This window comes from Streptomyces sp. NC-S4 (genome assembly GCF_054353315.1).
This window is the reverse complement of record NZ_CM135937.1, coordinates 282,295-296,016: the sequence shown is the minus strand read 5'-3', so window position 1 is coordinate 296,016 and position 13,722 is coordinate 282,295. Positions and strand designations below refer to the sequence as shown.

General features: G+C 73.3%; 14 protein-coding genes. 7 read left to right on the top strand and 7 right to left on the bottom strand.

What is annotated here, in order from left to right; translation table 11 throughout:
- Positions 1–2 precede the first annotated feature (2 nt).
- From ACXNSR_RS01470 to ACXNSR_RS01460, 3 genes are read right to left on the bottom strand one after another with little or no spacing between them, the layout of a single operon-like run.
- Positions 3–536: a copper chaperone PCu(A)C gene (locus ACXNSR_RS01470; RefSeq protein WP_458640299.1), complete on the bottom strand. Its 534-nt coding sequence runs from the start codon at positions 534–536 to the stop codon at positions 3–5.
- Positions 533–2,785: a heavy metal translocating P-type ATPase gene (locus ACXNSR_RS01465; RefSeq protein ID WP_458643526.1), complete on the bottom strand. Its 2,253-nt coding sequence runs from the start codon at positions 2,783–2,785 to the stop codon at positions 533–535. The genes ACXNSR_RS01470 and ACXNSR_RS01465 overlap by 4 nt, the downstream gene beginning before the upstream one ends.
- Positions 2,786–2,838: 53 nt before the next feature.
- A complete protein-coding gene (locus tag ACXNSR_RS01460) occupies positions 2,839–3,081 on the bottom strand; it encodes a hypothetical protein (RefSeq protein WP_458640298.1) in 243 nt (80 codons plus the stop codon).
- Between the two features lie 279 nt (positions 3,082–3,360).
- On the opposite strand from ACXNSR_RS01460, the gene ACXNSR_RS01455 reads away from it, so the two are divergent.
- Positions 3,361–4,050 carry a sortase domain-containing protein gene (locus tag ACXNSR_RS01455; protein WP_458640297.1) on the top strand — a complete coding sequence of 230 codons (690 nt, stop codon included), beginning with the start codon at positions 3,361–3,363 and terminating at the stop codon, positions 4,048–4,050.
- 24 nt (positions 4,051–4,074) lie between these two features.
- Here the strand turns inward: ACXNSR_RS01455 and ACXNSR_RS01450 are convergent, their stop codons facing one another.
- Positions 4,075–4,470, bottom strand: coding sequence for a DUF4118 domain-containing protein (locus ACXNSR_RS01450; protein ID WP_458640296.1), 396 nt, complete (start codon positions 4,468–4,470; stop codon positions 4,075–4,077).
- Positions 4,471–5,110: 640 nt separating this feature from the next.
- Here ACXNSR_RS01450 and ACXNSR_RS01445 point away from each other — a divergent pair.
- Positions 5,111–6,337, top strand: coding sequence for a cation:proton antiporter (locus ACXNSR_RS01445; protein WP_458640295.1), 1,227 nt, complete (start codon positions 5,111–5,113; stop codon positions 6,335–6,337).
- A 29-nt stretch (positions 6,338–6,366) separates the two neighbouring features.
- Entirely contained in the window at positions 6,367–7,128 is a 762-nt protein-coding gene (locus tag ACXNSR_RS01440) for a YqjF family protein (RefSeq protein ID WP_458640294.1), read from the top strand.
- 25 nt (positions 7,129–7,153) lie between these two features.
- On the opposite strand, the gene ACXNSR_RS01435 is transcribed toward ACXNSR_RS01440, so the two are convergent.
- A complete protein-coding gene (locus tag ACXNSR_RS01435) occupies positions 7,154–7,549 on the bottom strand; it encodes a helix-turn-helix transcriptional regulator (protein ID WP_458640293.1) in 396 nt (131 codons plus the stop codon).
- 179 nt (positions 7,550–7,728) lie between these two features.
- On the opposite strand from ACXNSR_RS01435, the gene ACXNSR_RS01430 reads away from it, so the two are divergent.
- Complete coding sequence (locus ACXNSR_RS01430) at positions 7,729–8,655, top strand: SigB/SigF/SigG family RNA polymerase sigma factor (RefSeq protein WP_458640292.1); 927 nt, start codon at positions 7,729–7,731, stop codon at positions 8,653–8,655.
- A gap of 59 nt (positions 8,656–8,714) precedes the next feature.
- Here the strand turns inward: ACXNSR_RS01430 and ACXNSR_RS01425 are convergent, their stop codons facing one another.
- Entirely contained in the window at positions 8,715–9,191 is a 477-nt protein-coding gene (locus ACXNSR_RS01425; protein ID WP_458640291.1) for an ATP-binding protein, read from the bottom strand.
- A gap of 135 nt (positions 9,192–9,326) precedes the next feature.
- Between ACXNSR_RS01425 and ACXNSR_RS01420 the strand changes: the two genes are divergently transcribed.
- Together ACXNSR_RS01420 and ACXNSR_RS01415 are read left to right on the top strand one after the other, a co-directional pair.
- Complete coding sequence (locus ACXNSR_RS01420) at positions 9,327–10,415, top strand: mechanosensitive ion channel family protein (RefSeq protein WP_458640290.1); 1,089 nt, start codon at positions 9,327–9,329, stop codon at positions 10,413–10,415.
- Between the two features lie 47 nt (positions 10,416–10,462).
- Positions 10,463–10,744 (top strand): WhiB family transcriptional regulator, encoded by a 282-nt coding sequence (locus ACXNSR_RS01415; protein ID WP_458640289.1) that lies wholly within the window; start codon positions 10,463–10,465, stop codon positions 10,742–10,744.
- Between the two features lie 85 nt (positions 10,745–10,829).
- Here the strand turns inward: ACXNSR_RS01415 and ACXNSR_RS01410 are convergent, their stop codons facing one another.
- Positions 10,830–11,888, bottom strand: a complete 1,059-nt coding sequence (locus tag ACXNSR_RS01410; protein WP_458640288.1) for a PI-PLC domain-containing protein — start codon at positions 11,886–11,888, stop codon at positions 10,830–10,832.
- A gap of 319 nt (positions 11,889–12,207) precedes the next feature.
- Between ACXNSR_RS01410 and ACXNSR_RS01405 the strand changes: the two genes are divergently transcribed.
- Positions 12,208–13,716 (top strand): alpha/beta hydrolase, encoded by a 1,509-nt coding sequence (locus ACXNSR_RS01405; RefSeq protein WP_458640287.1) that lies wholly within the window; start codon positions 12,208–12,210, stop codon positions 13,714–13,716.
- Positions 13,717–13,722 lie beyond the last annotated feature (6 nt).

Below are 13,722 nucleotides of genomic sequence, written 5' to 3'. Positions count from 1 at the left end.
AGTCAGCTGCCGGGCCGGACCACCACCGCCATCAACTCGACCGGCGCGCTGTGGCGGAAGTGGAGGACGAACGGCACCATGTCGCCCGCCTCCCAGCGGGCCTCCTTCGTCCGCGTCGTGACGCTCAGGTCGAAGGGGGACATCGTGACGGTGCCGCCCGCGGGCACCCGCACCGGACCCGCCGTCCGCAGGAGGTCGGGACCGAGCCCGGAGCTCTCCCGCCGACTGAGCAGCGTCTTCTCGACGCCGGACGACGTCACGTCGGTCAACTGGTCGTCCGCGCCACCGATGTTGGTGATGTCGAAGAAGGCGGCCGTGTCCCGGCCATTGCCGTCGGGCAGGATGACGCGCCCGTTCCCGGCGGCGATCTGCGGAGGGCTGCCCGCGGCGCCGGACGAGGTCCAGGCCGTCAGGCCGGCCAGCGCCAGCGCGCAGGCGGCCACCGGGGCGATCGCCGTGCGCAGCCCCTCGCGCACGCGCCGGTCGATCAGGAGGCCGCCGATGCCCCGGGTCTGCTCCGAAGGTGAAAGCGTCATCGCCCCGTACCTCTCGTTCGGCTGCTCGTGCCCGCCCGGCGTGCGTGCGGTGCCGGCTGCCAGGTGCGCAACCGGAGACTGTGGGCCACCACCATCAGGGAACTCACCGACATCGCGGCGGCCGCGACCATCGGGTTGAGCAGCCCCACCGCGGCGAGCGGCACGGTGACGACGTTGTAGCCGAAGGCCCAGACCAGGTTGGCCCGGATCGTCCGCAGGGTCCGCCGGGCCAGCTCGACGGCGTCGGCGACCGCCTCGATGTCGCCGCGCACCAGCGTGACATCGGCCGCGCCGATGGCCACGTCCGTTCCGCTCCCCATGGCGATGCCGAGGTCGGCCCCGGCCAGGGCGCCGGCGTCGTTCACCCCGTCGCCGATCACCGCGACCCGCCGCCCCTGATCGCGCAACTCCCGTACGAGCCGGGCCTTGTCCTCGGGCGAGCACTGTGCGCGCACGTCCCTGATCCCGAGCGCGGCGGCGACCCGGGTCGCGGTGGCCTCGCGGTCGCCGGTGGCCAGGACCGGATCCACCCCCAGGCGCCGCAGCCGGTCGACGGCCCGGTAGCTGCCGGGTCGCAGGACGTCCCCGAGAGCGATCAGGGCCTGGTCGGCGCCGTCCACCCGGACCAGGACCGGCGTGTGCGCGGCCGCTTCCGCCTCGGCCAGGGCCCGGTCCAGCGAAGGATGCAGGTCCGCACCCGCGGCGCAGACCTCCACGCGGTGCCCTTGCACCACCCCGGTCACCCCGATGCCCGCGGTGGCCCGGAACCCGGTCACCTCGGTCGGCGGGCCGAGGTGCGGCTCCTGCCGGGCGTACGCGACCACGGCGCGGCCCAGCGGGTGCTCGGAGCCCTGCTCGACCGCCGCGGCCAGCCACAGGGCCCGGTCCCGGCCCATCCCGCCGGGCACGGCCGTCACCCGCGCGACGGTCATCCGTCCGGTCGTCAGCGTGCCCGTCTTGTCCAGCACCACGGTGTCGACGTGCCGCAGGGTCTCCAGCGCCCGCGGTCCGCTGACCAGCAGACCGAGCTGCGCGCCCCGGCCGGTCGCCGCGAGCAGGGCGGTGGGGGTCGCCAGCCCCAGGGCGCAGGGACAGGCGACGACCAGGACGGCCACACAGGCCGTGACGGCTGCCTGCGGCTCGGCACCGGCACCGAGCCAGAAGCCGAGAACGGTGACGGCCAGGGCCAGTACCACCGGGACGAAGACCCCCGCCACCGTGTCGGCCAGCCGCTGGGCCCGGGCCTTACCGGACTGCGCCTCGGTGACCATGCGGGTGATGCGGGCGAGTTGGGTGTCCGCGCCGACCGCGGTGGCCCGGACGATCAGCAGACCGCCCGCATTGACCGCACCGCCGACCACCGCCCGGCCGGGGCCCACCTCGACGGGCTCGCTCTCGCCGGTGACCAGGGAAAGGTCGACGGCCGAACCGCCGGAGGCCACGACCCCGTCCGTCGCGACCCGCTCGCCCGGCCGGACGACGAACTCCTGCCCCACCCGCAACTGCTCTATCGGGACCAGCCGTTCGCGGCCGTCCTCCCGTACGGTCACGTCCTTGGCGGCCAGACCGGCGAGCGAGCGGAGCGCCTCACCCGTGCCGCGGCGGGCCCGGGATTCGAGGAAGCGCCCGGTCAGCACGAACAGCGGGACCCCGACCGCGGCCTCCAGGTAGATGTGGGCCATTTCGCCGCCGGCCGAGGGCAGCAGGCTGAACGGCATACGCATCCCCGGATCGCCCGCCCCGCCCAGGAACAGCGCGTACGCCGACCAGGAGAAGGAAGCGACCACGCCCAGCGAGACCAGGGTGTCCATCGTCGCCGCCGCGTGCCGCAGCCCCCGCAGCGCCCGGGTGTGGAACGGCAGCGAACCCCAGACGGCGACCGGCGCGGCCAGCACGAAGCACAGCCACTGCCAGTTGCGGAACTGAAGGGCGGGCGCCATCGACAGCGCCAGGACCGGAACGGAGAGCAGGGCGGTGATCAGCAGCCGCCGCACCTCCTCGCCGCCCGGGGGGCCCTCGGTCCCCGACGGGGGCGTCCGGTCCTCCGCGGGCGCGGGCGCGGGTGCGGGCGGCGCCGGCAGCTCGGCGCTGTAGCCCGCCCGCTCCACCGCCGAGACGAGGTCCTGCGGCGTCACGTCCGCCGGATGCAGCACCCGCGCCCGCCCGGTGGCGAGGTTCACCGTGGCGCTCACGCCCTCGATCCTCGCCAGCCGTTTCTCGACCCGGTTCACGCAGGCCGCGCAGGTCATCCCGCCGACCACCAGATCGGTGGTGGCCACCACCACCTCGGTCCGCTCCGCCGTCACCGGGTGCCACCCGTACCGCCCGTGTGACCGTGCGTCCGTCCCAGCTCCCCGACGAACGCCGGAGTCTCGACTTCGGTGGACCGCATGCCGGGGGCCACCGGGCCGGCGCCCGTTCCCACCGCGTAGGCCACGCCGAACATCACTATGAGGAGCGCCACGAAGCCGGCGAGAGCGGGCGGCGGCGCCCACCGCTTGAGCGCGGTGATCGCCAGGGTCGGGTACTCAAGCCGGTCCGTCATCGTCACTCCGGATTCTTGTGCTCGGTTCCAGACGGACGAGGTGCCGATCGGGCCGTGGCCGGAGCCGGGACGGCACTTCCTCCGGCGAGGTAGTCGCAGAGGAGCGGAGGGAAGTTCCCGCGACTTCCGTTTTTGTGTGCCGGCCTACGGAAGTACCGGGAGCGAGGTCACAGGGGCGGACCCTTATGGACCGCTTGCTCCGTATGTCACTCTGGCCGGGCGCATCGGGTCCCGCCCCCACCGCACGCCCCGGCCGACCGACCGACAGGGAAAACACCCATGTCCTTGCCGTTCCCGTACCGAGCCGTCCCTGCCGTGCTGGCCGGCGCCGTGACCGCCCTGCTCGCGGCGTGCGCCCCCTCGACCGCTGCCGTACCCGACTCCGCCCCGGCCGGAACGCCCCCGGCCGTGGCCACCGCCGCCGCTGCCCCGGTGCCCGCCACCGCCCCCGCGGAATCCACGTTGTCCATACCCGCCGCGGGTGTCACCGGGCTGCGCGTGGTGCCGTACGAGGGCACCACCGACGACGTGGCGGGAACCCGGATCCAGGACCTCGGCGTGGCCGCCAGTCCGTACGGGAAGCGGGGCGGGGTCGGACCGGGCCAGGTGGGCAATTTCCTGGTCACCGCACACCGCCTGTCGGCCGGTGGTCCGCTGGGGGCCCTGCCCGCCGTGGGGCCGGGCGACACGGTCGGCGTGACCGTGGGCGAGGTGGTGTACACCTACGAGATCACCGCGACCCGCAAGACGTCCTTCCGGTCGGAGCGCTCGCTCGGCGAACAGCGCGCCGCCGTACCCGGGGCACCCGGGGCGGCCCCTACCCAGGCCATGATCACGATCTCGACCTGTGCCACCCCGGAGGACCACGCCGAGGGCAACTTCTGGCACGACGCCCAGGGCAATCCCGAGCACCGCATCGACAAGATAGGCGTGCTGCGGGGGACCTCGGGAGCCGCGCCCGCCGGCTGACGCGCGGCAGGGGGCGTCATGCTCCTACGGCGTGAGCCGCCGGTGTGCGGCGCGCGCGTGGATGAGGCGGGCGATGACGGTTCCCGTGCCTGCCGAGGCGAGGAGGCAGACGAGGCGCACCAGGTCGTAGGGGGTCTCCCAGCTGAGCTCGCCCACGGGCGCGGTCGCGAAGAAGTTGAGGACGAGCCAGCAGAGCAGGGCGGTCCCCGGGGCGGCGGCGAGGCGGGCTCCGGTGCTCACCACGGCCACGGCGAGGGAGAGCGCCAAGAGGTCGACGGTGGGGTCGTCGGGTCCGTCCAGGAGGTTGAGCAGGGCGACCAGGATGACGGCCAGGGCGGCGGCCGCCGCCCAGACCGAAGGGGTCGCGGCGGGGCTGGGTACGGGGCGAATCCCCGAGCTGATCCGTTTCCACTCGACCATGCGGCGCCTCCTTCGCGCGGTGCCCCGCCGTCGGGGCTTTCGGAGATGATGCACCACCGGGGAAGGGGGCCCGGCGTCGCGAGCGGGGCCGTGATCGCTCCGGCACGCTGATCATGGGGTAAAGTTCTTTACCGAGTCATTACGCTCCATTGAGCGGATGAATGCTCATTCTTGGGGGCTTCTTGTCGTCCGGTCCGGACGTCGGTGCGAACGGGGGGACATGACATGGGTCGACACGTCCATGCCCTGAACCCGCCCGCCGCCCAGTCGCCGAACCCGCGGCCCGTGCGCCCCGCGAGGGCGGTCCGCATGGACAACACGGCCCGCGACAGCGTGCCCGATACCGGCCGCACCGCTCCTCGCGTCTGACGGCGCGCGACCTCGCGCGACCACGCGCGTGGTCCCTTCCGCGACGGCCCCGACTGCCTTCGCCGACCGCCCGGTTCCCGGTGCGCCGTCCTTTCGCCCACCCGTACGCCGAGACCGGCCCGGTCATGCCTTCGCCGACCGACCGACCGACCGGGCGGTCGCGCACGCCTGCCGTGCCCGGCGCCGCCGCACCCACCGGGCACCGCGCCCGGCTGCCCGTACCCGAGAAGGCGCCGACGCCGTCACCGAACCGACCGGAGGACCGACGCCCGTGCACCACACGACCGCCCTGCTCATCGAACTCGGAGCCATCATCCTCGCCCTGGGCCTGCTCGGCAGACTCGCCGGGCGCGTGGGATTCTCCCCCATACCCCTGTACCTGCTCGCCGGACTCGCCTTCGGGCACGGCGGCGTCCTGCCGCTCCAGGCGAGCGGGGAGTTCGTCGCGACCGGCGCCGAGATCGGCGTCATCCTCCTCCTGCTCCTCCTCGGCCTGGAATACAGCGCCTCCGAACTCGTCACCAACCTCAAGACCCAATACCCCTCGGGCGCCGTCGACTTCGTCCTCAACGCCGCACCCGGCGCCGCCGCCGCGCTGCTGCTGGGCTGGGGACCCGTCGCCGCGTTCGCCCTCGGCGGCGTCACCTGGATCTCCTCCTCGGGAGTCATCGCCAAGGTCCTCGGAGACCTCGGCCGCCTCGGCAACCGCGAAACCCCCGTCGTCCTCGGCATCCTGGTCATCGAGGACCTCGCCATGGCCGTCTACCTGCCCATCCTCACCGCGCTGCTCGCCGGAGCGAGCCTGGCGGGAGGCGCGGTCACCCTGCTGATCTCCCTGGGCACCGTGGGATCCGTGCTGTACGTGGCCCTGCGCCACGGACGGCTGATCAGCCGCGCCGTCTCCTCCGACAACGCCGAGATGCTGCTCCTCGTCGTCCTCGGCCTCACCCTCCTCGTCGCCGGGATCGCCCAGCAGCTCCAGGTCTCCGCGGCCGTGGGCGCCTTCCTCGTCGGCATCGCCCTGTCCGGAGAGGTCGCCGAAGGCGCCGCCGCCCTCCTCACCCCGCTGCGGGACCTGTTCGCCGCCGTCTTCTTCGTCTTCTTCGGCCTGTCCACCGATCCCGCCGACATTCCGCCGGTCCTCCTCCCCGCCCTCCTCCTCGCCGTCGCCACCGCGCTCACGAAGATCGCCACCGGCTGGTACGCGGCCCGCCGCGCCGGGATCCGCAGCGGGGGCCGCTGGCGGGCCGGTGGCACCCTCGTCGCCCGCGGCGAGTTCTCCATCGTCATCGCCGGCCTCGCCGTGGGGGTCGAGCCCCGGATCGGCCCGCTGGCCACCGCCTACGTCCTGATCCTCGTCGTCATCGGCCCGCTCACCGCCCGCTGCACCGAACCGCTGGCCGGCCTCCTCACCCGCCGGGCGAAGCCCCCCGTACCGGCGGCTGCGCCCACCGACGCCGCCGTGCGGCGCGGGCCCGCCGTCACCGTCGACGCCTGAGCCCCGGGCGCGCGGGGAATACTGGCCGAATGCGTCAGTCACCGCCGCCCGCCGTGGTCCCGGAGCCGGTATCGGCCGACCCGCCGCACTTGGTGGACCGCCCCCTGCTCACCCAGTCCTGGCTGGACCTCGCGTTCCTGCACTGGGCCGCCGATCCGGCCCGGGTCGCCCCGCTGCTGCCGGCGGGCACCGTGCCGGACACGCTGGACGGGGTCACCTACGTCGGGCTGGTGGCCTTCCGCATGCACAGGGTCGGCTGGTTCCGGCTGCCCGGAGTCCCGTACCTGGGCTCCTTCCCCGAGACCAACGTGCGCCTCTACTCGGTCGATGCCGCAGGCCGCCGGGCCGTGGTCTTCCGCTCACTGGACGCCTCCCGGCTGATTCCGGTGGCCGTCGGCCGGGCCGCGTTCCGGCTGCCGTACGTCTGGTCCCGGATGGCGGTCCGTCATGACGGCGACACGGTGACGTACACCAGTCGCCGACGCCTGCCCGGCCCGCGCGGCGCGCACAGTCGGATCGCCGTGCGGGTGGGCGGGCGCATCGCGGAGCCGACGGCCCTGGAACACTTCCTGACCGCCCGCTGGGGCATGCACACGGAGCTCTTCGGGCGGGCGCTGTACGTCCCGAACGCGCACCCGCGCTGGCCGCTGCACCGTGCGGAGCTCCTGGACTGCGACGAGGACCTGGTGGCCGCGGCGGGCCTGCCCGCCCCGGCCGGGCCGCCCGTGAGCGTGCTCTACTCGCCGGGGGTCCCCGTACGGTTCGGGCGGCCGTCCCCGGGCCGCTCCTGACCCGGTGCGGCACCCGGGTCGGGGATCACACGGCGGCGCGGGGCTCTTCGTGGCCGGGTGTGTCGTTCGCCACCTCGGCGGCCGGTGTCGCCGTCGTCATCGGTGCAGACGGCGTGGGCAGCGGGGCGGTGAGGTAGGCCAGCAGGCCGGCGATCTCGTGGCCGGCCTCCGCCGGGTGCCGGAAGCGGGCGCCGGGGGCGACGACGTAGCGGTTGCGCCGCCCGTCCCGGGTCTTGTCGAGGTACCCGTCCGCCTGCAGGTCCGTGACGATCGCCTGCACGGTGCGCTCGGTCAGACCGCAGTCCGCGGCGATGTCGCGCAGCCGGATGCCGGGGTCGCGCGCGATGGCGATCAGCACCCGGGCGTGGTTCGTCAGGAAGGTCCAGCTGTTGCGGCGGTGACCTGTGCGCTCGCTCTCCACACCGTCATTCTTGAGGGATGACTCACGAAATGCAATTCCAGAACTGGTTTTCCGGTATTACTTGACGTGTGTCCCCGGCCCCGACAGGGTTCAGGGGAAGCGGAAGCAGAGTTCCGCATGACCGGAGCAACCGAGCGACGCACCGCACCGCAAGCACACGTGCCCAAGGAGCGAAGACGATGACCTTCACGGCCACGGCCGAGGCCATGACCCCGACGACGATCCCGACGACGGCCACCCCCAGCGGTGGCACCGGCGAAGCCCCCGCACTCGGCGGGCTGCCGGACGTGCCCTGCCCACGGGAACTGTCGACCCGCGACGCCCGGGAGCTGACCCGTGTCTTCTTCGAACGGCTCCAGAGCCTCGAGGAGGGGACCCGTGAGTACCAGTACGTGCGCAACACGCTGATCGAGATGAACATCTCACTGGTGCAGTTCGCCGCCCGCCCGTTCCGCGACCGCCCCGGCGGCCCCGAGAACGAGGACATCGTCCAGGTCGGCATCATCGGACTCATCAAGGCCATCGACCGCTACGACCCCGAGCGCAACACGCAGCTCACCACCCTCGCCCTGCCCTACATCACGGGCGAGATCAAGCGCCACTTCCGGGACACCACCTGGGCCGTGCGGGTGCCGCGCCGCCTCCAGGAGCTGCGCCTGGAGCTCGCGAAGGCCACGGAGGAGCTGACGGCCGAAACGGACCACGCGCCCACCCCCGCGGAACTCGCCGAGCGGCTCGACCTCACCGAGGAGGAGGTCCGCCAGGGCCTGGTCGCGGCCAACGGCTACTCCACGCAGTCCCTCGACGTGCCCCAGGACGGCGCCACCGGCGGCACGCAGGTGTCCGCCGCCGCGCGGAACACGCGCAGCCTCGCCGAGACCATGGGCGAGATCGACCCCGCCCTGGAGGCGGTCGAGGACCGGCACGCCCTCGCGCCCCTGCTCGCCGACCTGGACGAGCGTTCCACCCAGATCCTGGAGCTGCGCTTCGGCCAGGAGATGACCCAGGCGGAGATCGGCGCGGAGATCGGCCTCTCCCAGATGCAGGTCTCCCGCCTGCTCACGCGCACCCTGGGCGCCCTGCGCGAGGAGCTGCTGCACACCTGACCCGGTACCGCTCCGCCCGGCCCGGGCGCGTCTGAACCCGACGGGGCGCCCCGTCGGGTTCAGACGCGCCCGGGCCGGCCCGTCCGCAGGCGCTCGGCGTCGAACTCGGCCCAGACGACCTTGCCGTGCCCCACCGCCTGGACGCCCCAGCGGTCGGCGAGCCGGTGCACCAGGCGCAGGCCGTGCCCGCCCGGGCGGCCGGGGCGACCCGGACGCAGCGCGGGCAGCGGCCGCGGGAGCTCCCTGTGGCCGTCGTACACCTCGACGCGGAACGCGTCCCCGGCGCGGAGCGTGAGCTCGTGGCATCCGCCGGCGTGCAGTTTGGCGTTGGTGACGAGTTCGGACACGACCAGGATCGCGTCCTCGGCGGTCTCCCGGCCGCCCCACCCCCAGTCCTCCAGCGCCTCACGGGTGAACTGCCGGCCTCGCGCCACCTGCCGCAAGGCCTCGCGCAGGGCGAGCCGGCGGAGCTGGGGGAAGGCCGGCCCCCGCGCGTCCGCTCCGGGCCCGCCGGTGTCCGGTCCGATGGTCTGCACTGCGCACTCACCCCGTCCTCGGCTGTCGTGTCGTGGTCGCTTGTACCCGCCATTGCGCAACGGACGCCCCGTTTGTCCCAGCAGGAGCCGGGCACGCGCGACGGGACCCGTCCCCCAGACCCATCCAGAGGAGTCATGAACAGCCTCGTGCAAGTACCGGCCGTCATCGGCGGCTCGATCGTGCTCACCTTCGTCGCGGGCAGGGTCACCGACCTGCTGCTGCGGCGCGCGAGTGCCCGGCACCCCGAGACACCGCTCTGGAACATGCTGCGCCGATGCCGTTCGTCGGTACGGCTCCTGCTGTTCGCGGCGGTGCTGCGCGCCGTGTACCGGCAGATCGAGTGGGAGCCGCTGCAGGAGCACGAGGCAGCCGTGGGCAGGGCCCTGACGCTCGTCCTGATCGGGGCGGGCGCGTGGTGCGTCGTCCTCGTCACCTCGGCGGTGGTCGAGTCCTCGTACGCCCGCTACGCGCTCGGCACGCGCGACCCGTCACGCGTGCGCAGGGTCCGTACCCAGGTGACGCTGATCATGAGGATCGTCACCGCCGTGGTCGTCGTGGTGGCCGCGGCGGCGATGCTGCTGACCTTCCCCGACCTCCGCGCCGTCGGGACCTCGCTGCTGGCCTCGGCCGGGATCATCGGCATCGTGGCGGGCGTGGCCGCCCAGTCCACCCTGGGCAACCTCTTCGCCGGATTCCAGATCGCCTTCGGCGACATGGTGCGGATCGGCGACACGGTCGTGGTGGCCGGCGAGTGGGGAGTCGTCGAGGAGATCACGCTCACCTTCCTGGCCGTGCGCACCTGGGACGAGCGGCGGATCACCATGCCCGTCTCCTACTTCACCGGGCGGCCCTTCGAGAACTGGTCGCGCGGCGGGATCCAGATGACCGGCACGGTCTTCCTGCACTGCGACCACACCACCCCCGTCGCGCTGATGCGCGAGAAGCTCCGGGAGATCCTGGAGGGCTGCGAGGCCTGGGACGGCCGGGGCTGGGACCTGGCAGTCACCGACACGACGCCCAGCGCCATCGTGGTGCGGGCGATCGTGACCGCGAAGGACGCGGACGACCTGTGGACCGCCCGCTGCGCGGTACGCGAACAGCTCGTCGCCTGGCTGGCGGAGAAGCACCCGTACGCCCTGCCCAGGGTCTCCACGTCCTCGGCCGCCGTCCCGTCGGCGTACGCGGACGGCGTTTCGAAACCGGCACCCGGGTCAGACGCGTGAGCAAGGAGTCGAAAGAGATGCGCAAGGCGGAGGAGAGGAGTCGGGACATGTCCAAGGTGGCACGCCTGCCGGGCCGAGCGGAGCACCGGTGGGAGTGGCAGGAGGACGCGGCGTGCCGGGACCTCGGTACGGACCGGTTCTTCCACCCGGCGGGGGAGCGCGGTGAGGAACGCAGCGCGCGGGAGCAGGAGGCCAAGGAGGTGTGCGCGCTGTGCCCGGTGCGGTCGGACTGCCTGAGCCACGCGCTGCGCGTGCAGGAGCCGTACGGCGTGTGGGGCGGACTGACCGAGGACGAGCGGCGGGCGCTGGGCGCGCGCAAGGCGGGCTGACCGGCCGGGTGCGCCGCGCCGCGCCGTACGCGGTGATGCACCCGGCCGGCGGGGAGGCCGACAGGCCGGCGCGCCGACGGGCCGATCAGGGCCGCGCGTTCAGCTCCGCGACGATCGAGGCCGGTGTGTGGCCGCTCCCGTCCGAGAGACGGTGGAAGTCGACGGAGACGAAGTTCGGGTCGCGGCCCCCGGTGGCCGCCCGGCACTGCTCGGCGATGCGGTTGCGCAGCTTGGCCCCGTTGTCCAGGGCGGCCGTGAGGACCGTGGGCACGTTGCGGTGGTGGCTCATCGTGAACAGGCGCCGGAATCCGGGCTCCTGACGGTCGAGCGGCACGTCGGACCAGCGGCTGACGCACGAGAGGTCATTGCCCAGGTCCCCGAGGCTCCAGAAGTTGCTGACGGTCCAGGACTTGTCGTACATGACGCCCAGGTGCTCCCGGTCGGACCGGTCCGAGAAGATCAGCAGCCGCTTGCCGGAGGTGACCAGGTCGGCCACCTTGGGCCAGCCGTGCTGGCGTACGTCCCACTGGTCGGGACGGAACACCATGTCCTGCAGCCCCCTGACCCGGCCGAGGGACGCCTGCAGCTGGTCGGCGCCGACGTAGTCCTCCAGGAAGACGGTCACGACCTCCTGCGGATGGGCGGCGAGGAAGTCCACCACGGTCTGCATCGTGCCGTGGAAGGTCTGGCGCGGCAGGGCGTACGTGGCTCCGGCGAAGGTCTTGCAGTCGCCGTGGCACAGGTACACGTCGCTGGGGTAGCAGTCGCTGCCGAAGCTGATGACGCACAGCCAGGTGCTGCGCTCGTACCAGTGCGTGTCCAGGCTCAGGCCGCGCACGCCGCCTTCGAGCTGGGCGCGGACGGACTCGGACTGGTTCACCGAGCTCCAGCGGGAGTCCTCGTAGTTGGTGAAGGCGTTGTGGGTGGTCAGGAAGGCGGCCTCGTCGAGCCGCCGGTCGCCCCAGCGGGCCGTCGCCGCGGCCGCGGCGGAGGTGTTCGCGGTGGCCGCGGGGGCCTGCGTGGCGGGGGCCGCGGGCCGGGGTGCGGCGGCCGCGGTGGTCGCCGTGCCCAGCAGGGCCAGCAGGAGGAGGCACACCAGGGCGCGCGACCGCACCCGTAAGCGCATGTCCATGTCAATCAACATGGCGCGGAGGATAGCGTGCGGGCCGTGGATCCGCGCCCCTGCGGACGCCTGCGGCCGTGATCCCGCGGCCCGGCCCGGCCCGGCTCGCGCGCGTCGGCGAAAAGGGGTTTGGTTGAACCATGAGCGAGCGGCACGTGCCGGCACGCCGTAGCCGGCCGCCGCGCCACGCCCCCGACGTGCCGGAGGAGGGCGGACCATGCCCGGACCTGGAGCCGCATCTGGAGCCGCACCTGTACCTGTACCTCGACCCGCACCCCGGCCGAGGTCCGGCCGCCACCGGTGCGCGGCCGCCCTCGTCGTGGCGGCGGTCTGCTCCTCGATGCTCGTCGCGCCGGAACTCGCCGCGGCGCGGGCGGAGCCGTCGCCCTCGCCCTCGCCGTCGCAGACCGTCCCCCGGCTGGACTGGAGCCCCTGCAAACCCGGCAGCCCGTACGACTGCGCCACCGCCGAGGTGCCGCTGGACCACGCTGCCCCGTCCGGCCGCACCATCGACCTGGCCGTCGTCCGCCGGAAGGCGGGCGACCCCGCGAAGCGCCTGGGCACGCTGTTCGTCAACCCCGGTGGCCCCGGCGGCCCCGGGACGGTGCAGGTGCCGCAGAACTACGACTCCTTCCCGAAGGACCTGCGCGAACGGTTCGACATCATCAGCTGGGACCCCAGGGGCATCGGCAACAGCACCGCGGTGAACTGCTTCGACAGCCCCGAGGAGGCCCAGGCCTGGGGCGCGGGCAAGCCGGTCGGTTTCCCGGTCGGCGAGAAGGAACGCACGACCTGGATCGACGCGTACGAGGACCTGGGCCGCCGCTGCGAGAAGCGCGACCCCGACCTCCTGCGCCACGTGTCGACCGCCGACACCGCCCAGGACCTCGACCTGCTCCGCCGGGCGGTGGGGGAGCCTCAGCTCAACTACCTCGGCGTCTCCTACGGCACGGTCCTCGGCGCCACCTACGCCAACCTGTTCCCGGACAAGGTCCGCGCCATGGTCCTCGACAGCAACATCGACCCGCTGGCGTGGACGAACAACGGCTCGACGAGCGAACCGCGGACCACGACCCTCCTGCGCATGGGCTCGGACCGCACCGCCGCGGCGACCCTCGACAAGTTCCTCGAACTCTGCGGATCGGCCACCACCGCCCGCTGCGCCTTCTCGGCCGGCAGTCCGCAAGCCACCCGCGACAAGTTCGACCAGCTGATGGGCCGCCTGCGCGAGCACCCGGTGGGCCCGTGGACGTACGCCGCCACCGTTGCCGACGCGGTCAGCAGCCTCTACATCGTCCACCCCGGCTGGACCGCCCTCGCCGCCCGGCTCCAGGAGCTCTGGCAGGGCCGCACCCCGAAGCCGGCCCAGTACCCGCCCCCGCCCCCGGTCGCGAACCCGAACCCGTACCTGGGGGAGGAACAGGCGGCAGCCGTGTGGTGCGGCGACAGCCCCAACCCGCGCGACCCGGCCGTCTACCACGGTCTGGAGGAGGACAGCGCCAAGCGCGCCGGAGACGCCGGACGCTACTGGACCTGGTCCGGCGAACCCTGCGCCACCTGGCCGGCCCGGTCCGCCAACCGGTACGACGGTCCGTGGAACGCGCCCACGGCGAACCCCGTCCTGGTGGTCGGTACGACGTACGACCCCTCCACACCCCACTCGGACGCCCAGGCCATGGCCGAGGAACTGGCCGACGCCCGGCTGCTCACGAACAACGGGTACGGCCACACCGCACTCTTCAACAACTCCAGCACCTGCATCAACACCTACGAGAGCCGCTACTTCATCGACGGCACGCTCCCGCCGCCCGGCACGGTCTGCCAGCCGGACCGGCAGCCCTTCTCCTGAAGTGCC

Bases quoted from the DNA above. Each gene is read 5' to 3' on its own strand.
- ACXNSR_RS01460 (WP_458640298.1), bottom strand. From the start codon at position 3,081: ATGACGGACCGGCTTGAGTACCCGACCCTGGCGATCACCGCGCTCAAG.
- ACXNSR_RS01470 (WP_458640299.1), bottom strand. From the start codon at position 536: ATGACGCTTTCACCTTCGGAGCAGACCCGGGGCATCGGCGGCCTCCTG.
- ACXNSR_RS01410 (WP_458640288.1), bottom strand. From the start codon at position 11,888: ATGTTGATTGACATGGACATGCGCTTACGGGTGCGGTCGCGCGCCCTG.
- ACXNSR_RS01450 (WP_458640296.1), bottom strand. From the start codon at position 4,470: ATGGTCGAGTGGAAACGGATCAGCTCGGGGATTCGCCCCGTACCCAGC.
- ACXNSR_RS01455 (WP_458640297.1), top strand. From the start codon at position 3,361: ATGTCCTTGCCGTTCCCGTACCGAGCCGTCCCTGCCGTGCTGGCCGGC.
- ACXNSR_RS01440 (WP_458640294.1), top strand. From the start codon at position 6,367: ATGCGTCAGTCACCGCCGCCCGCCGTGGTCCCGGAGCCGGTATCGGCC.
- ACXNSR_RS01430 (WP_458640292.1), top strand. From the start codon at position 7,729: ATGACCTTCACGGCCACGGCCGAGGCCATGACCCCGACGACGATCCCG.
- ACXNSR_RS01465 (WP_458643526.1), bottom strand. From the start codon at position 2,785: ATGACCTGCGCGGCCTGCGTGAACCGGGTCGAGAAACGGCTGGCGAGG.
- ACXNSR_RS01415 (WP_458640289.1), top strand. From the start codon at position 10,463: ATGTCCAAGGTGGCACGCCTGCCGGGCCGAGCGGAGCACCGGTGGGAG.
- ACXNSR_RS01420 (WP_458640290.1), top strand. From the start codon at position 9,327: ATGAACAGCCTCGTGCAAGTACCGGCCGTCATCGGCGGCTCGATCGTG.
- ACXNSR_RS01405 (WP_458640287.1), top strand. From the start codon at position 12,208: ATGCTCGTCGCGCCGGAACTCGCCGCGGCGCGGGCGGAGCCGTCGCCC.